Raw genomic sequence first — 18,381 nt, 5'->3', positions numbered from 1 at the left:
GCGGGGCTACTCCCCTGCGTAGGTGCCGAAACTCCAGTACACACCTTCGGGATCACGGCAGGTGAACCCCCGCGAACCGTAGTCCTCGTCGCGCAATCCCTGCGTGATCGTGGCGCCCGCCGCGACAGCGCGTTCGTGGAGTGCATCAGCTGCGTCCGCGTCGTCCACGACGATGTACACCGAACCGATTCCAGGCGGCAGGCCGGCGATCGCCGAATCGGTGCGCGGCGAACCCAGCATGATGCCGCCACCGCCCGGCCAGTCGAGTTGGGCGTGGTCCACCACGTCTCCCTCGCCGTAGACGACCTTCTCCACGAAACCGAAGGTGCTCACCAGAAAGTGGATTGCAGCCCGGGCGTCGAGGTAGCGCAGTGTCGGCCAGATGGTCGTCGAACGAGATTCCGAAGTGGCGGTCATAACACTCGAACTCCTGCCTGGGAAAACTCACGAAGAAAACCGAGTCTCGTACGAGCCTATGGCCCCTGCGATCACCGCCGCTACCGAAAACTTCACCTATTCTCGAGATACGGTCCACCTCGCTTCAGAGGAGGACAACTGTGGAGGGGCAGCAATGAGCAAGTCGACGAACAACGACAGCGGGCGTATCGAGAAGGTCCTCGTTTCCGTTCTCGACAACGGAAGCCGCCTGCAAGCGCCCGCAGTAGCCAAATACGTCAACCACGTCCGTAAGGCGCACCCCGACGAGTCACCTGCTCAGATCGTCGAGCGGATGGAGAAGATGTTCATTCTCGCCGTGACCGGAAGCGGCAGTGCCGTCGGCGCCACGGCCGCGGTGCCGGGCGTCGGAACAGTCGCGTCCATCGCTGCAGTCGGTGCGGAATCGGCTTTCTTCCTCGAAGCGTCGGCGCTGCTCACATTGGCAATAGCGTCTGTCCACGGAATCTCCGTGCAGGATCATCAGCAACGACGTGCCCTGGTACTGGCAGTCGCACTCGGCGAATCCGGCATGGAGATCGTCCAGAAGGCCACCGGGATCACGGCCAAGAACTGGGGAACGGCAATCACGAGCAAGATTCCCGGACCCACGATGAGGGGAATGAACAGCACCCTCGTGCGGAAATTCGTGACCAAATACGCCGCCAAGCGCAGCGCACTGATCCTCGGCAAGCTCGTTCCCGCCGGAATCGGTGCGGTCATCGGCGGTGCGGGTAACCGAGCCATCGGCAAGGGCGTCGTCAAGAATGCGCGCGAAGCCTTTGGACCCGCACCGGCCAGGTGGACCGATCACCTGATCGTGATGCCTGCCGACGATGCCGCAGTGCTTCCCCAGACGCAGACACGCCGGGCCATCCGCAGATAGCCGTCCGGGCCGTAGGCTCGCATCACGTATTCGCCGCCGACCCGGGAGCAGCATTGACGAACACCGCAATGGGATCCTTCTCTGCCCCCATCGAGATTCGTGGGTTGACGAAGACGTTCAAGGCGGCGCGCGCGGTCAACGACCTGAGCTTCGACGTTCAGGCGGGCTCGATCACCGGGTTTCTCGGCCCGAACGGTTCGGGCAAGACGACCACGTTGCGGATGCTCCTCGGACTGGTGTCACCGACGTCGGGATCGGCCACGATCAACGGCACCCCGATGCGTTTGCTGCCCAACCCGGCCCGGACCGTCGGCGCAGTACTCGACGTCGGCAGTCTCCATCCGAAACGAACGGCGCTCGGACACCTCGAGATCTACGCGGCCGCTATCGGCATGCCGACTCAGCGCGCAGCGCAGGTTCTGGACATGGTCGGTCTGAGTTCGGTCGGAGCCCACAAGACCGGCACCTTCTCACTCGGGATGCGCCAACGCCTGATCCTTGCCACCGCGATGCTCGGTGATCCCGAGATCCTCGTCCTCGACGAACCCGCGAACGGACTCGACCCCGAAGGCATGGCGTGGCTACGTCAGTTCCTGCAGACCTTCGCCGGTTCCGGCCGAACGGTTCTGATCTCGAGCCACGCGCTTCGTGAAGTGGAAGCGACCGTCGACAGCGTGGTCATCGTCAGCGCCGGCTCACTCGTCTACCAAGGGACCATGGACGAACTTCGTCGCTCCCAGCGCAGTCGACTGCTCGTCTCGTGTTCCAACCCAGCGCTCCTCGCCACGGCATTGGCCGCTCGCGGAATCATCGACGCCCAGATCACGCAGGACGGACGGCTCGCCGTGGGCGGCACCGACACGTCGGTGCTCCCACCGGTGGCATCCGCCGCCGGTGTCACGATCTTCGGTGTCGCGACCGAAGGCGCAGATCTCGAGCAACTGTTCCTCGCGATGACAACACCGCAGTACGCGGTTCCCCAGGTCGGATACCACCGCCCACCCGGTCCCGGTTCCGGACCGGGCTATTACGGCCCTGCCGCATACGGACCTTCCGGAGGACACAGATGACCACGCTCGTGCGCGCGGAGACACTCAAAGTTCTCACCCTGCGCTACTGGTGGGCACTGGCCATCGCACCGGTCGTCGTGGCCGTGCTGATTGCTGCCTCGACTCGGACGTTCGTCGAAGTCGTGGCCGATTCGGCCGACACCACTTTCGACGTCGATGTCGTGTCCACCGGCGTCAGCCTCGGTGTCTCCAACACGCTTGTCCTGGTGTTCGCGGCCGTCTTCGGAGCGCTCACCGCCGGATCCGAATTCGGCTACAAGACTCTCACCACAACGTTCCTCACAGCTCGCGGCCGCGACGGAGTTCTCGGCGCAAAGCTTGCCGTCGTCGCGGTATTCGCCGTCGGCTACGCACTGGCGGTCGAAGTAGTCAGCATCGGCGCGATGTTGCTCTTCGGCCGGGACTTCAGCTTCACCACCGATCTCTTCGCCATCTGCGCCGCAGGCATTCTGGCGTGTGCGCTGTGGGCACTACTCGGCGCCGGGGTGGCCCTGCTCACCGGTTCGTCGATGGCCGGTGCCCTCTCGGTCATCCTGTGGTTCGTCTTCGGTGAATGGATCGTCCGCGCCGTGCTGCTCGCGATGGATCTCGGTGGGATCGGGGCCGCGCTTCCGGTGTCGGCCACGATCGGCACGATCGTCAATGCGGCACCGTCGATCGACGTCGACGCGTTTGCGTCCTGGCCGAGCGGCCCGATGATGCTGGCCGCTTGGGTAGTTCTGTTCTGCGGGCTCGGTTGGCTACGGACCAGGACCCGCGACATCACCTGAAAAAGCTGTCTGGGGCCGGGTCTACCGTGGATCTCGATGAACACGATCAACACGGACCGTCCGGTAGCTGGAGAGGTGGATCGAGCTCCGGGCTGGATCCGCCGCTTGGCCAACGCATGCTGGTTGCACCGAAGAGTTGCGATCGGCGCGCTACTCGTTACGGTCATCGCCTCTGCGATCGACATCTCGTTTCCTCTCCTGACCCGCTATGCGCTCGACGCCGCAAGCCAGGAGAACCCGGGCAAGGTGATCGGGTTCGTCGCGTTGGCGATCGCGTTACTCGCGATCGTCCGCTTCGCGTGCCAGTACGGCCGACGGATGCTTGCCGGCCGACTCTCGCTCGACGTTCAACACGACTTGCGGCTCGCCCTGCTCGGTTCGCTGCAACGCCTCGACGGACGAGGGCAGGATCAGATCCGCACAGGCCAGGTGGTCTCCCGGTCCATCACGGATCTGCAGCTCGTCCAGGGTTTGCTCGCGATGGTGCCGATGTCCGCGGGAGCGCTCCTGCAATTCGTGCTGGCGATCGGCATCATGGCGTGGCTCTCGCCGCTGTTGACTCTCGTCGCTGTCGCCGTCATCCCAGCAGTAGGGCTGGTGGTGTTCCTGATGCGACCGATGCTCTTCGCCGCAACATGGTCCGCGCAGCAGCGTGCCGCCGACCTCGCCCAACACGTCGAGGAAACCGTCACCGGCGTTCGCGTCGTCAAGGGATTCGGGCAGGAACAACGAGCCGTCGACCAGCTGGAGAAACATAGCCGCACGCTGTACTCCGAGCGCCTTCGCGCCGCGTGGTTGAACGCGAAATTCGCGCCAACCATGGCCGCCTTGCCCCAGCTCGGGCAGGTGGGAGTGATCGCTCTCGGCGGGTATCTCGCACTGCACGACAAGATCACCGTGGGAACGTTTCTCGCGTTCGCCACCTACATCGTGACGATGACCGGAGTCACCCGAACTCTGTCGTCGGTCATCGTCATGGCGCAGCTGGCGCGCGCCGCTGTAGAGCGTGTCTACGACGTCATCAACGCTCAGCCGGACATCGCCGATCCCGACCATCCGGTGGACCTGCCCGACGGTCCTCTCGGAGTCACCTTCGACGACGTGGCATTCGGATTCGACACCGAACGCGACGTCCTGACCGGGCTGAACCTCCGCATAGAACCGGGCGAGACCGTCGCCGTCGTGGGTCCGGCCGCGTCGGGCAAGACCGCGTTGTCCTTGCTCCTCCCTCGGTTCTACGCACCGACTTCGGGTGCGGTGACAGTCGATACCGCCGGCGAGACGTTCCCCATCGGCGAACTGCGCAGTGAGCAGCTTCGTGCCGCCGTCAGCCTCGTCTTCGACGAACCGTTCCTGTTCTCGGACACCATTGCCGCCAACATCGCACTTGGCCGCGAGGACGCCTCCGACGAGGACATCCGCGACGCAGCAGCACTGGCACAGGCAGATTCGTTCATCGAGGCACTCCCGGACGGATACGACACCGTTGTCGGTGAACGAGGTCTGACGCTGTCGGGCGGCCAGCGTCAGCGCATCGCACTTGCCAGGGCACTGCTCGTCGACCCACGGATCCTGGTCCTCGACGACGCGACCTCCGCAGTCGATGCGGCTACCGAAGCCGCGATCTTCGACGCGTTCCGGGCCAGACGGCGCCAGACCACGCTCATCCTCGCTCACCGGCGGTCCACCCTGACGCTCGCAGACCGGGTCGCGGTTCTCGACGGCGGACGGATCATCGACTCCGGAACCGTGGACGAACTGGAAGCGCGATGTCCGCTCTTTCGTGCCCTGTTCTCCTCGCCGCCGGAACTACCGGCCGAACTCGACGACGTCGACGCCGATGCTTTCGGACGTGACCGCAGCGAGCCGACAACCGAGCAGTTGTGGCCGCAGGCACCGGAATCCGAAGCCGACAGCACAGCCGCTACGACGCAGGGTGCGGGCGGACCGATGGCCGGAGCGCTCAGCGGAATCGCGGTGACGCCGTCCCTGCGGGCAGCAGTCGACGCTCTCCCACCCGCACGCGAAGCCCCCGGAATCGCTCCTGAGAGCCTGCGCGAATCGAATCCACAGTTCTCACTCCGACAGATCTTGACGCCGGTCCGCTGGGTTCTACTGGCGGTTGTCGTGTGCCTTGCCCTGGACTCCGCAGCGGCGATCGCATTTCCCTCCCTCGTCAGATACGCGATCGACCACGGAGTCGTGACCGCGGACAGCAGCACGCTCTGGATAGCGACGGCATTCGGCGCGCTCCTGGTCGCCGCGGACTGGGTCGTCGTCGCGGTCATGACGGTGCTCACCGCCCGGGCCGGCGAACGCGTGTTGTTCGGGCTCCGCGTACGCAGCTATGCACACCTACAGCGCCTGGGCCTGGACTACTACGAACGTGAATTGTCCGGGCGCATCATGACGCGCATGACCACCGACGTCGACGCGCTGTCGTCGTTCATCCAAACCGGCATGTCGACGGCGATCGTGAGCGTCCTGACCGTCGGCGGCATTTCGATCGCACTCCTGGCGACCGACGTGACGCTCGGACTGGTGGCGCTGGCCGTCATCCCACCGCTCGTGGTTGCGACCGTGATCTTCCGCAAGATCTCCTCGGTTGCCTACAGCCAGTCCCGCGAACGGATCTCGCTCGTCAATGCCGACTTCCAGGAGAACATCGCCGGTCTGCGAGCGGCTCAGGCCTACCGCCGCGAAGAAGGTGCGGCGCGTAGGTTCGCAGAACGCTCCGAAAGCTACCGCCGATCGCGGATGCGGTCGCAGCGAGCCATTTCGATCTACTTCCCGTTCATCTCGTTCCTGTCCGACCTCGCGTTGGCCGCAGTGGTGTTCGTCGGCGCGCACCAGATCGCCAACGGGTCGACGTCACCCGGCGTACTGATCGCGTTCGTGCTCTACCTCGGCCTGCTGTTCGGACCGATTCAGCAACTCTCACAAGTGTTCGATGGTTACCAACAGGCAAACGTCGGATTGCAACGAATCGGTGACCTTCTGCGTACTCGGAGTTCGATCGAAACAGCCGACAGCGAGGATCTGATCGCGATCTCCGGACGGCTCGACGGCGCCGTCCATCTCGACGGGGTCGGGTTCCGGTACTCGGGTGCGGACGTCGACGCCCTCTCCGATTTCGATCTGCAGATTCCGCCGGGCACGACGGTTGCCCTCGTCGGCAGAACTGGTGCCGGGAAGTCGACGGTGGTGAAGTTGCTCGCCCGCTTCTACGACCCGACGTCCGGATCCGTCGACGTGGACGGAACCGACATCCGGAACTTCCACCTCTCGCAGTACCGACGTCGCCTCGGCGTGGTCCCGCAAGAGGCGCATCTGTTCACCGGCACGGTCGCCGACAACATCGCGTACGGGAGGCCGTCCGCGTCGCACGCGGAGATCGAGGAAGCGGCGCGTTCCGTCGGCGCACTGAATTCGATAGCCGACATGCGTGGAGGCATGAATCATCCCGTCGGCGAGCGCGGCCAGGGGCTCTCGGCGGGCCAACGCCAACTGATCGCATTGGCCCGTGCCGAACTGGTCGACCCGGACCTTCTGCTCCTCGACGAGGCGACCGCGACGCTCGATCCCGCGACCGAACGAATGGTGCTCGAAGCAAGTCGGTCGGTCACCCGGAAACGGACTTCCGTCGTCGTAGCTCACCGCCTCGCGACAGCTGCCCGAGCGGACCTCGTTGTCGTAGTTGACCGGGGACGTATCGTTGAATACGGCCCGCACGATGTTCTGCGGTATGCCGGTGGTCACTACTCGGGACTCTGGGATGCATCGCAGGCGCGTGAGGGGAATAATCTGACGTCGAGAACTGTCATCGAAGGCAACCCCGTCGCGTGACAGTCGGCACGGATTTGTACCGCCGAGAGGTAGTGCGCGATCGCAAGATCACGGACTTCCGTGAGACAGCTCACAAATTGTGTGCCGCACAATTGCTCGTCACACGCTCGGGCTAATCTCACATATATAGGCGCTCTGATCGGGTACCGAAATAGAAACGAGGCGAACACCTGCCGTGAGCAGCAGTTCTACATCCCAATTCGGACAGAACCAGTGGCTGGTTGACGAGATGTACCAACGCTTCCAGGACGATCCGTCGTCCGTGGATCCCAGTTGGCACGAATTCTTGACCGATTACTCGCCGGACTCGGCGAACACGGGAGGTGGAAACGGGACTGCCTCGAACGGCAACGCGGCTGCACCCGCCGCTGTTGTAGCTCCGCCTGCTGCTCCCAAAGCCACGCCTCCCGCCCCCAAGACCGCACCTCCTGCGCCGCCTGCCAAGGCTGCCGCACCGGCCCCCGCGAAGACGGCAGCGCCCGCCGCGAAGGCCGCCCCCGCCAAGCCTGCAGCAGCCAAGCCCGCGGCCGCTCCCGCGAAGCCCGCTCCCGCCGGCGGAGCCGAGGAAACCAAGGTTCTCCGCGGCGCCGCAGCAGCAGTCGTCAAGAACATGTCGCTCTCGCTCGAGATTCCGACAGCAACCAGCGTGCGTGCCATCCCCGCGAAGCTGATGTTCGACAACCGCATCGTCATCAACAACCACCTCGCCCGTACCCGCGGCGGCAAGATCTCGTTCACCCACCTCCTGGGTTACGCGATCGTCCAGGCAGTCAACGCGTTCCCCAACATGAACCGGCACTTCGCCGAAATCGACGGCAAGCCGAACGCGGTCACCCCCGAGCACACCAATCTCGGACTCGCGATCGACCTTCCCGGCAAGGACGGCAACCGCTCACTGGTTGTTGCCGCCATCCGGAACACCGAGTCGATGAACTTCGTCCAGTTCCACGCGGCGTACGAGGACATCGTCCGACGCGCCCGTGAAGGCAAGCTCACCGGCGAAGACTTCACCGGCGTCACCATTTCGCTGACCAACCCGGGCGGCATCGGCACGGTTCACTCCGTTCCTCGCCTGATGAAGGGCCAGGGCGCCATCATCGGTGCCGGCGCGATGGAATACCCCGCCGAGTTCCAGGGCGCCAGCGACGAGAAGCTGGCCGAGATGGGCGTCGGCAAGTTGATGACCCTCACCTCGACCTACGATCACCGCATCATCCAGGGTGCCGAGTCGGGCGATTTCCTGCGCACGATCCACAACCTGCTGATCAGCGACGAGTTCTACGACGAGATCTTCCACGCGCTCGGCAACCCGTACGAGCCGGTGCGTTGGCGCAAGGACGTGCCGGAAGGCGCTGTCGACAAGAACACCCGTGTTCTCGAACTGATCGCTGCATACCGTGACCGCGGCCACCTCATGGCCGACACGGACCCGTTGCAGTTCGTCAAGGACAAGTTCCACAGCCACCCCGACCTCGACGTCATCAGCCACGGCCTGACGCTGTGGGATCTGGACCGCGAGTTCAAGGTCGGCGGCTTCCACGGCCAAGAGAAGATGAAGCTGCGCGACGTGTTGAGCGTGCTGCGCGACGCGTACTGCCGCCACGTCGGCGTCGAGTACACGCACATCCTCGAGACGGATCAGCGGCAGTGGATCCAGGACCGCGTCGAGGGCCATCACGCCAAGCCTTCGGTCGCTCAGCAGAAGTACATCCTGAGCAAGCTCAACGCCGCCGAGGCCTTCGAGACGTTCCTGCAGACCAAGTACGTCGGCCAGAAGCGCTTCTCGCTCGAAGGCGCCGAAGCCGTCATCCCGATGATGGACGCCGTGATCGACCAGGCCGCCGAGCACCAGCTCGACGAGGTCGTCATCGGAATGCCGCACCGTGGCCGTCTCAACGTGCTTGCCAACATCGTCGGCAAGCCGTACTCCAAGATCTTCACGGAGTTCGAGGGCAACATGAACCCGGCAGCCGCTCACGGCTCCGGCGACGTGAAGTACCACCTGGGCGCCAGCGGAACGTACATCCAGATGTTCGGTGACAACGACATCGCTGTCTCCTTGACCGCCAACCCGTCTCACCTCGAGGCCGTCGACCCGGTTCTCGAAGGCCTGGTCCGCGCAAAGCAGGACATCCTCGACAAGGGCGAAGAAGGCTTCACCGTCCTGCCGCTCATGCTGCACGGTGACGCTGCATTCGCCGGTCAGGGCGTTGTCGCCGAGACGCTGAACCTCTCGCTGCTTCGCGGCTACCGCACCGGCGGCACCGTACACATCGTCGTGAACAACCAGGTCGGCTTCACCACCGCGCCGGAACATTCACGCTCGTCCGAGTACTGCACCGACGTCGCGAAGATGATCGCCGCACCGGTCTTCCACGTCAACGGCGACGACCCCGAGGCGTGCGTCTGGGTTGCTCAGCTGGCCGTCGACTTCCGTGAGAAGTTCGGCAAGGACGTCGTCATCGACCTCATCTGCTACCGCCGCCGCGGTCACAACGAGGGCGACGATCCGTCGATGACCCAGCCGGCGATGTACGACGTCATCGACACCAAGCGCAGCGTTCGTAAGAGCTACACCGAGTCCCTCATCGGCCGCGGTGACATCTCGCTCAAGGAAGCCGAAGACGCACTTCGCGACTACCAGGGCCAGCTCGAACGGGTCTTCAACGAGGTCCGTGAACTCGAGAAGTTCCAGCCCGAACCGTCCGAGTCCGTCGAACTCGACCAGACTCCCCCGGCTCGCCTGACCACGGCTGTCGCTCCCGAGGTCCTCGAGCGCATCGGTGATGCGTTCGTCAACGTCCCCGACGGCTTCACCGTTCACCCGCGCGTCAAGCCGGTTGCCGAGAAGCGCCGCGAAATGGCCCGTGAGGGACATGTCGACTGGGCGTTCGCAGAATTGCTCGCGTTCGGCTCGTTGGCCGAGCAGGGTGCCTTGATCCGCCTCGCCGGTCAGGACTCCAAGCGTGGAACGTTCACGCAGCGTCACTCGGTCCTCATCGACCGCAAGACCGGCAACGAGTACAGCCCGATCGCCAAGATCGCTGCCGACGCCGAAAACGGCGGCAAGTTCATGGTCTACGACTCCGCACTCACCGAGTACGCAGGTCTGGGCTTCGAGTACGGATACTCGGTGGGTAACCCCGACGCTCTGGTCCTGTGGGAAGCGCAGTTCGGTGACTTCGTCAACGGCGCGCAGACCATCATCGACGAGTTCATCTCTTCGGGTGAGGCCAAGTGGGGTCAGCTCTCCGACGTCGTGCTGCTCCTGCCACACGGTCACGAGGGTCAGGGTCCGGACCACACCTCCGGTCGCATCGAGCGTTTCCTTCAGCTGTGTGCAGAAGGCTCGATGACCGTCGCGGTTCCGTCGACTCCGGCCAGCTACTTCCACCTGCTGCGTCGCCATCACCTCGACGGCATCCGCCGTCCGCTGGTGGTCTTCACGCCCAAGTCGATGCTGCGTAACAAGGCTGCAGTCAGCAACGTCGAGGACTTCACGACGGGCAAGTTCCGTTCCGTCTTCGAGGAGCCGGCATTCGAGAGCGGCGAAAGCGCCCGCGAATCGGTCAAGCGGGTTCTGCTGGTCAGCGGCAAGCTGTACTGGGAGCTTCTGGCGAAGAAGCACAAGGACGAGCGTGACGACATCGCAATCGTGCGCATGGAGCAGCTCTACCCCGTGCCGAAGCGTCGTCTCAAGGAGACCCTGGACCGTTACCCGAATGCGGATCAGTTCCGTTGGGTTCAGGAAGAGCCCGCAAACCAGGGTGCGTGGCCGTTCCTCGGACTGGCTCTGCCGGATCTTCTGCCGGAGACCTTGACCGGCATCAAGCGCATCTCGCGTCGTCCGATGTCCGCTCCCTCTTCGGGATCGAGCAAGGTGCACGCGGTGGAGCAGCAGGAGATCTTGGACGAGGCGTTCCTGCCGACCAAGTAAGCAGTGGCAGTACCCAAAGGCCGGGCCCCACATTCCGCAAGGAGTGTGGGGCCCGGCCTTTCTGCGTTCACGTCAATTCGATTGCAGCAGACCCAGATCCGGCCCGGCATCGAAGCCGACGGCGGCCAGTGCCAACGCGGGCAACGACTGAACCGTCAGGTCGATCAGTTCCTCGCGGGTGATTGCGGGCGCGCGGAGCCAACTGATGGTGGCTTCCTCGACAAACGCGATCCAACCTCGAACGGCCAACTCCACCTGAGGCGTTCGAGTCAGGCCGATCTTGGGGAGCTGATCGAGGGTTCTCTTGGCCATGATGTCGCGAGTCTGCTCGAACACCTCACGCATCTGCGGATCCCCGCTGGCGGTCCCCCGGAGCAGCGAGACGTAGGTATTGCGGTTCTCGGTCACGTAGTCGACGTACGACGCCAGCACCGATCGGAGGGTGAGCATCGGATCGTCCGACTCGCTCGGCTCCGTGCGCTGGAGCATCTGTTCACTGCTGTGTCGGACGATGGCGAGATGAAACTCGCTTTTCGACGCGAAGTAGTGGAACAGAAGCCCACGCGACACCCCCGCTTGATCGGCGATGTCCTCGACGGAAATCTGCTCGAGCGGCCGTTCGGCGAGCATGCGCGCCCCGAGGTCGATGAGTTGCGCTCGGCGTTGCGCAGGGTCGAGCCGCGTTCGCTTTACTGCGTCCATGCCCAATAGACTACTGAATATCCGTCAATAAGCTATTGACCGTGACTCAATAAAGGCATATCGTTCCCTACATGAGTCTTCCAGTTACAGATACCTCAGCACCTGCCGCGGATACTCGCCACGTCGGCACACTGATCATCGGCAGCGGTTTCGCCGGTCTCGGTGCGGCGATCAAACTGGCACAGGCCGGCATCACCGACTATGTCGTTCTCGAGCGCGGCAACGACGTCGGTGGAACCTGGCGTGACAACAGCTACCCGGGCGCCGCGTGTGACGTGCCGTCGCATTTGTACTCGTACTCTTTTGCACTCAATCCGGAGTGGACGCGCTCCTTCTCCACCCAGCCCGAGATCTACAAGTACATCCAGTCGGTGGCCAACCGCCACAAGGTGCTCGACAAGCACATCTTCGACTGCGACGTTCTCTCAGCCCGATGGGACGAGTCGTCGGCTCAGTGGCACGTCAGCACCAACAAGGGTGAATTCGTCGCAAAGATCGTCGTCTCGGCCGTCGGCGCACTGTGTGAGCCTTCACTTCCGGACATCAAGGGCATCGACGGATTCAAGGGCGAGATCTTCCACTCCTCGCGCTGGAACCACGATGCCGATCTGACGGGCAAGCGCGTGGCCGTCATCGGAACCGGCGCCTCCGCCATCCAGATCGTGCCCGCTATCGGCAAGAAGGTCTCACACCTCGACGTGTACCAGCGCACTGCGCCGTGGATCCTGCCCCGCGCAGACCGCGAGTACACCAAGATCGAGCATCTCGCGTTCAAGTACCTCCCCGGCTTCCAGAAGTTGTGCCGCACCGGTATCTACTGGATGCGAGAGACGCAGGTCGTCGGCCTGGCCAAGGCGCCGGTCTTCATGAAGCCGCTGCAGTTCGCCGCCGAGCGTCACCTGAAGGCTCAGATCAAGGACAAGGATCTTCGTAAGAAGGTCATGCCCAACTTCCAGATCGGCTGCAAGCGCATGCTGATCTCGAACAACTACTTCCCCACCCTCGCCCAGGACAATGTCGACCTGGTGACCGAAGGCATCGAGGAGGTCACCGCCAACGGGATCGTCTCGAAGACCGGCACCACCCGTGAGATCGATGCCATCGTCGTTGCGACCGGATTCCACGTCACCGACTCCCCCACCTTCGCGGGAATCTTCGGCAAGGACGGACGCTCGCTCGCCGAGGTCTTCGAAGAGACCGGTATGCAGGGATACAAGGGCGCGGCAGTTGCCAACTTCCCCAACATGTTCTTCCTGGTCGGCCCCAACACCGGCCTCGGACATTCGTCGATGGTCTTCATGATCGAGTCGCAGATCAACTACCTGGTCGACGCGATCGCCACCATCGACAAGTACGACATCGGCACCATCGAGGTGCGCAAGGACAAGCAGGACAAGTACAACAAGGACCTGCAGGCAGCTATGTCCAAGAGCGTGTGGAACAACGGCGGTTGCGCCAGCTGGTACATGGACAAGCACGGAAACAACACCACCCTGTGGCCTGGCTTCACTTTCCAGTTCCGCAATGCCACCAAGCATTTCGACCTCGCGGCATACCGTAGCGTCGCCACCTCGGATCTCGGCGCCGTCGGCACCGCGACCACTTCACAGATCGACCTCGACGACGAGAAGGCAGTAGCACAATGAGTGATTTTGCAGGCAAGGTCGTAGTCATCACCGGAGCGGGATCGGGCATCGGTCGCGCACTCGCACTGAACCTGGCCGGCCAGGGCGCCAAGTTGGCGATCTCCGACGTGGACACCGTCGGGCTCGCCGAGACAGCACGTCTGGTGGAGGCCATCGGCGCCGAGGTGAAGTCGGACCATCTCGACGTCACCCAGCGCGAGGCGGTTCTCGAGTACGCCGACGCGGTTGTCGCCCATTTCGGCAAGGTCAACCAGATCTACAACAACGCCGGAATCGCGTACCACGGCACCTTCGAGAAGTCCGAGTTCAAGGACTTCGAACGGGTCATGGACGTCGACTTCTGGGGAGTTGTCAACGGCACCAAGGCATTCCTTCCCCACGTCATCGCCTCCGGTGACGGGCACATCGTGAACGTGTCGAGCCTCTTCGGTCTGCTGTCGATGCCGGGTCAGAGCGCCTACAACTCGGCCAAGTTCGCCGTTCGCGGTTTCACCGAGTCGCTTCGCCAGGAAATGCTGATCGCCAAGCACCCGGTGAAGGTGACCTGTGTGCACCCGGGCGGAATCAAGACCGCCATCGCACGCAACGCCACCGCGGGCCCGGGCGAAGATCTTGCGGTCTTCTCCGAGTTCTTCGACCGCAAGCTCGCGCGCACCACACCTGAGGACGCCGCCAAGACGATCGTCAACGGTGTTCGCAAGAGCAAGCCGCGAGTTCTCATCGGGATGGACGCAATCGCACTCGACGCCTGGGTTCGCCTCGTAGGATCGGGCTACCAGCGCATCGTCGCGATCGTCGCCGGCCGAATGATGCCCAAGTCCAGCTGAGTTCGTTTCACAGCGTCGTTCGTTTCACAGCGCAGTTCGCATAAAGAGTCAGGAGCCCTGCCGGTGAGCACGTTCACCCTTCCGCTGCCCGTGGTCGCATTCTTGTTGAAGCCGTACTTCCGTCTGGCTTTCAACTCGCGGCTGCCGTATCGGATTCAACGTCTGTTGCTCGAGGCCGGGGCACCGCTACAGCAGGTTCCAGCGGGCGCCGTCGTGCGCCCGCTGGAGCTGGCTTGCCGACCGGCAGAGAAGATCACCGTCGGCCCAACCGAGCGCCCCACTGCAGTTCTCTACCTGCATGGCGGGGCGTACACGCTGGGTTCGCTGGCCACACACCGTTCTCTCGCAGCTCATCTCGCCCGTGAGTCGTCCAGTGCGGTCTTCACCTTGGACTACCGTCTCGCGCCGGAGAATCCGTATCCCGCCGCTCTCGACGACGCGGTCTCAGCCTTCATGCAGTTGGTCACCGAGTTCGACTATTCGGAAGACCGCGTTGCCATTGCCGGCGATTCGGCCGGTGGCGGTCTGGCCGCGGCGACCGCTCTGCGTCTGATCGAGCGTCACGGCGTGACCCCCGGCGCGCTCGCACTGATCTCACCGTGGGTCGATCCCGGCGATCGGGGTGCTACCAAAAAGGCCGACCTGGTGGTCAACACAGCTTGGTCCTTCGATGCCGCCGACGCTTACCTTGCCGGCGGCGACCGTACTGATCCTGGCTACGCGCCGATGCACGGCAAGCTCGACGGGTTGCCGCCCACCAGGATTCACGTCGGTTCCGAGGAGGTCCTCTACCCGCAGATCATGACGTTCACCGACAAGCTCTCCGCTGCCGGCGTCGACGTGTCCCTGGTGGAGTACGCGCGACTGTGGCACGTGGCTCACGCACAGGCGTCACTGGTGAAGGAAGCAGCAGACGCCGTTGCCGACCTCGGCCAGTTCATCGCATCGAAACTGATTCGCGCCAAGGATGATTCGAGTTCAGCAGTGGGATCGAACAGTCACTGACGGGTGGCCCACTCCGTCCATGTCACTGACGGGTGGCCCACTCCGTCCATGTCACTGACGGGTGGCCCACTCCGTCCATGTCACTGACGGGTGTCCCACCAGGTTCGGGCCACTTCCGGGGCTGACGCCTTGCCGGTCCGCACCTGCTCGATCATTGCGGCGAGATCGGTGGTGGACAGTTCACCCGCAACGACGCTGAGCGCCTTGACAGCCGAATCTCCCAGTGCGCCCGCTCGAAAGAGCGGAACGACATTCTGCGCAGCCAGAACGTGATTCGAATCAGCGAGCACTGTGACGGCACCGGATTGTGCCAGCGCTGACAGCGTCGTGCTTCCGAATACCTGTGCACCGGGTACGTCTGCCGGCGTTGCCTGATCGACACCGGCGAAGACACACTCGGCGCCCTCGGCCAACTGTTCCACTGCCCCGTCCTCGACGAATCTCGCGGAGACGAGCGGCGTCGCCGCGGCACACGAAGGAGCAAAGGCTTCTATCGTCTTCGCTCCCAACGACTGTGCGTATCCGGTGTCGAGTGCGAGGACCGCACGATCTTCGGCCATCGCATAGTCGGAGACCGAAAGACCCTCCGGCAGAGAGCGACTCAAGGCTTCGAAGACGTCGTCGGCCTTGCGGGCCGGGGATGACGGGTCGTAGTGATCGAGCAGCGCACCGGTGAACTCGGGCACCAAGGTGACTCGCGCTGCGTCCAGAGCCTCGAGTGATTGGGTTCTGCCTCCACCCACCGATTCGACGCGAGCCGACAGACCGGAGGATGAGAGCACCGTCGAATACACCTCGGCCAACACCGAACTCTCCACTGATGCGTCAGCAGCCACCACGATCTGGTCACGAGACTCCGCTCCGGCGCTCTCTACCACCGAATCACCGTTTGCGCATCCGCTGAGAATTGGCAGGACCATCAGTGCTGCAACAACAGTCGAATACTTCGTGCGTGTGCTCTTCACCGAAATCCTCACATCCAATCCCATGGATCGAAAACCGTGCCATGTCGGTACCTATCGTTACACTTGTCGGGCGATGCGCGGTAACCAGTCCTGACGCAGCCACTCGGTGGCGGCGCCGTCGAAGCCACTCGGGTGGCTTCGCCACAAGGGGATGGTTTCCGACGCCCGAAACACGGGACGCCCGAAAAACCGGAAGGACGCTCATGCGCACCTCACGATTTCGTTCCAACCGTTGGCTCGTAGCCGCGGCAACCGTTGTCTCTCTGACTGCACTGACAGCGTGCGGTAGCAGTGACGGTGACTCCAACAGCGATCCCAACGCGGTTGTCGTCGGCTCCGCCAACTTCACCGAATCCGAGACGATCGCCAACATCTACGCCGAAGCACTGCGTGTCAACGGGTTCGATGTGTCCACGTCGTTCAACGTCGGCAGCCGTGAGGCGTACATTCCGGCGCTCAAGGACGGGTCGATCAGCGTCATTCCGGATTACACGGGAAATCTCCTGCAGTACTTGGATCCCGACAGCACGGCCACCAGCTCCGCTGATGTCCTCGCTGCTCTTCCCGCAGCTCTCGGGTCGGAATTGGCAATTGCGACGCCTGCATCCGCCGAGGACAAGGACGCCGTCGTCGTCACCAAGGAAACCGCTGACAAGTGGAACCTGAAGACGATCGCCGATCTGGCTCCGCATTCCGCCGAGGTCAAGTTCGGCGCTCCGGCCGAGTTCCAGGAACGTCCAGCCGGATTGCCCGGTTTGCAGTCCAATTACGGTCTCGACATCTCGGCAGCCAACTTCGTCCCGATCGCCGACGGCGGTGGACCGGCAACAGTGAAGGCTCTCTCGTCCGGCGACATCACGGCGGCAAACATCTTCACGACGTCTGCCTCCATCCCGGCAAACAACTTCGTGGTTCTCGAAGACCCGAAGAACAATTTCCCGGCTCAGAACGTGGTGCCGGTGCTGCGCGCGTCGAAGTCTTCCGACAAGTTGAAGACAGTCCTCGATGCGGTGTCCGCCAAGCTCACCACCGAAGAGTTGTTGGCACTCAACGTCCAGGTGTCCGGCGACACCAAGACGGAGCCGGCAGCGGCGGCCAAGGCGTGGGTGACGGCGCAGGGCCTCGACAAGCCGGTCTCGTAGTCACGTGATCACATTCGAGGGCGTCACCAAGCAGTATCCGGACGGCACCACCGCCGTCGACCGTCTCGATCTCACCATCGAGGCCGAGTCGTTCACGGTGTTCGTGGGGCCGTCCGGGTGCGGCAAGACGACGTCGATGCGCATGATCAACCGGATGATCACACCGACGTCGGGCAAGATCTTCGTCGACGGTCGTGACATCGCCCAGACCGACGCCGTGAAGCTGCGTCTCGGCATCGGGTACGTCATCCAGAACGCCGGCTTGCTTCCGCATCGCACCGTGATCGACAACGTCGCAACAGTTCCGGTACTGCGCGGTGAGTCCCGCCGCGCAGCGCGCAAAGCCGCGTTGGGGGTCCTCGAACGAGTCGGTCTGGACATCTCCCTTGCCAGCCGCTATCCCGGGCAACTCTCGGGTGGGCAGCAACAACGTGTGGGAGTTGCGCGAGCATTGGCTGCCGATCCGCCGATCCTGTTGATGGACGAGCCGTTCAGCGCCGTCGACCCGGTGGTGCGTGAGGATCTGCAGACCGAAATGCTCCGTCTTCAAAGCGAACTGAAGAAGACGATCGTCTTTGTCACCCACGACATCGACGAGGCAGTCAAACTCGGTGATCACATTGCCGTCTTCGGTCCCGGCGGGCGGCTTCAGCAGGTTGCGGCACCTCGCGACGTGTTGGCCGCACCGGCAACGGATTTTGTCGCCGGATTTGTCGGACGCGATCGCGGATATCGGGGATTGTCGTTCCGCGCTGCCGACGAGGTTCCGTTACACCCCGTACGCACGGCCGTCGAGAACGAATTGAAGGCTCTGCGTCTCGAATTGGGCGAGTGGGTTCTCGTGGTCACGGACAGCGGAAGTCCGCAAGGATGGATCGATGTGACCGGCGTCGAAGGGCTGCGCTCGGGACGCACTCTCGCGCAGTCGACGTCGGCCGGTGGTTCGTTGTTCTCCCCCGGCGGTGATCTACGCCAAGCACTCGATGCGGCAATCTCGTCCCCTTCCGGTATCGGCGTTGCCGTCGACGGCGAGGGAGCGGTCATCGGCGGGATCCTCGGGTCCGAAGTCGTGGCGAAATTGGCAGATCAGCGTCGACGCGAGGACGAGGAACGCAACCGAGTCGCCTTCACCGAGGGATTCGGGGCGTAG

Annotated in this window: 13 protein-coding genes; 10 read left to right on the top strand and 3 right to left on the bottom strand. The window is 63.5% G+C overall.

What is annotated here, in order from left to right:
- Positions 1-6: 6 nt before the first annotated feature.
- On the bottom strand, positions 7-417 hold the full coding sequence (locus tag AC2ETI_RS19410) for a VOC family protein (protein WP_019749325.1): 411 nt from the start codon (positions 415-417) through the stop codon (positions 7-9).
- Positions 418-571: 154 nt separating this feature from the next.
- Here AC2ETI_RS19410 and AC2ETI_RS19405 point away from each other — a divergent pair, with 154 nt between their 5' ends.
- The 5 genes from AC2ETI_RS19405 (at position 572) to AC2ETI_RS19385 (ending at position 10,944) form a co-directional block, all read left to right on the top strand.
- Entirely contained in the window at positions 572-1,321 is a 750-nt protein-coding gene (locus tag AC2ETI_RS19405) for a hypothetical protein (RefSeq protein WP_080910925.1), read from the top strand.
- A 68-nt stretch (positions 1,322-1,389) separates the two neighbouring features.
- On the top strand, positions 1,390-2,391 hold the full coding sequence (locus tag AC2ETI_RS19400; protein WP_020723663.1) for an ABC transporter ATP-binding protein: 1,002 nt from the start codon (positions 1,390-1,392) through the stop codon (positions 2,389-2,391).
- A complete protein-coding gene (locus AC2ETI_RS19395; RefSeq protein ID WP_019749328.1) occupies positions 2,388-3,161 on the top strand; it encodes an ABC transporter permease in 774 nt (257 codons plus the stop codon). Before AC2ETI_RS19400 ends, AC2ETI_RS19395 begins: the two co-directional genes overlap by 4 nt.
- 36 nt (positions 3,162-3,197) lie before the next feature.
- Positions 3,198-7,007: an ABC transporter ATP-binding protein gene (locus tag AC2ETI_RS19390; RefSeq protein WP_483634270.1), complete on the top strand. Its 3,810-nt coding sequence runs from the start codon at positions 3,198-3,200 to the stop codon at positions 7,005-7,007.
- 175 nt (positions 7,008-7,182) lie between these two features.
- Positions 7,183-10,944, top strand: a complete 3,762-nt coding sequence (locus AC2ETI_RS19385; RefSeq protein WP_483634269.1) for a multifunctional oxoglutarate decarboxylase/oxoglutarate dehydrogenase thiamine pyrophosphate-binding subunit/dihydrolipoyllysine-residue succinyltransferase subunit — start codon at positions 7,183-7,185, stop codon at positions 10,942-10,944.
- A 72-nt stretch (positions 10,945-11,016) separates the two neighbouring features.
- On the opposite strand, the gene AC2ETI_RS19380 is transcribed toward AC2ETI_RS19385, so the two are convergent.
- Positions 11,017-11,646, bottom strand: coding sequence for a TetR/AcrR family transcriptional regulator (locus AC2ETI_RS19380; RefSeq protein ID WP_007736130.1), 630 nt, complete (start codon positions 11,644-11,646; stop codon positions 11,017-11,019).
- Between the two features lie 71 nt (positions 11,647-11,717).
- On the opposite strand from AC2ETI_RS19380, the gene AC2ETI_RS19375 reads away from it, so the two are divergent.
- The 3 genes from AC2ETI_RS19375 to AC2ETI_RS19365 all read left to right on the top strand — a co-directional run bounded on the left by AC2ETI_RS19375 (position 11,718) and on the right by AC2ETI_RS19365 (position 15,124).
- Entirely contained in the window at positions 11,718-13,292 is a 1,575-nt protein-coding gene (locus AC2ETI_RS19375; RefSeq protein ID WP_019749332.1) for a flavin-containing monooxygenase, read from the top strand.
- Positions 13,289-14,119 carry an SDR family NAD(P)-dependent oxidoreductase gene (locus AC2ETI_RS19370; protein WP_019749333.1) on the top strand — a complete coding sequence of 277 codons (831 nt, stop codon included), beginning with the start codon at positions 13,289-13,291 and terminating at the stop codon, positions 14,117-14,119. The genes AC2ETI_RS19375 and AC2ETI_RS19370 overlap by 4 nt, the downstream gene beginning before the upstream one ends.
- A gap of 63 nt (positions 14,120-14,182) precedes the next feature.
- Positions 14,183-15,124: an alpha/beta hydrolase fold domain-containing protein gene (locus tag AC2ETI_RS19365; protein ID WP_256065713.1), complete on the top strand. Its 942-nt coding sequence runs from the start codon at positions 14,183-14,185 to the stop codon at positions 15,122-15,124.
- Positions 15,125-15,204: 80 nt separating this feature from the next.
- Here AC2ETI_RS19365 and AC2ETI_RS19360 read toward each other — a convergent pair whose 3' ends face one another.
- A complete protein-coding gene (locus tag AC2ETI_RS19360; RefSeq protein ID WP_483634268.1) occupies positions 15,205-16,089 on the bottom strand; it encodes an ABC transporter substrate-binding protein in 885 nt (294 codons plus the stop codon).
- Between the two features lie 203 nt (positions 16,090-16,292).
- Here AC2ETI_RS19360 and AC2ETI_RS19355 point away from each other — a divergent pair, with 203 nt between their 5' ends.
- Positions 16,293-17,231: an ABC transporter substrate-binding protein gene (locus tag AC2ETI_RS19355; RefSeq protein WP_483634267.1), complete on the top strand. Its 939-nt coding sequence runs from the start codon at positions 16,293-16,295 to the stop codon at positions 17,229-17,231.
- A gap of 4 nt (positions 17,232-17,235) precedes the next feature.
- The gene (locus AC2ETI_RS19350) at positions 17,236-18,381 is read left to right on the top strand and encodes an ABC transporter ATP-binding protein (protein WP_483634266.1); all 1,146 of its coding nucleotides are present in this window, start codon (positions 17,236-17,238) and stop codon (positions 18,379-18,381) included.

The organism is Rhodococcus sp. MurmanLake-1, from assembly GCF_056945715.1.
This window is presented reverse-complemented; position numbering and strand designations above follow the sequence as displayed.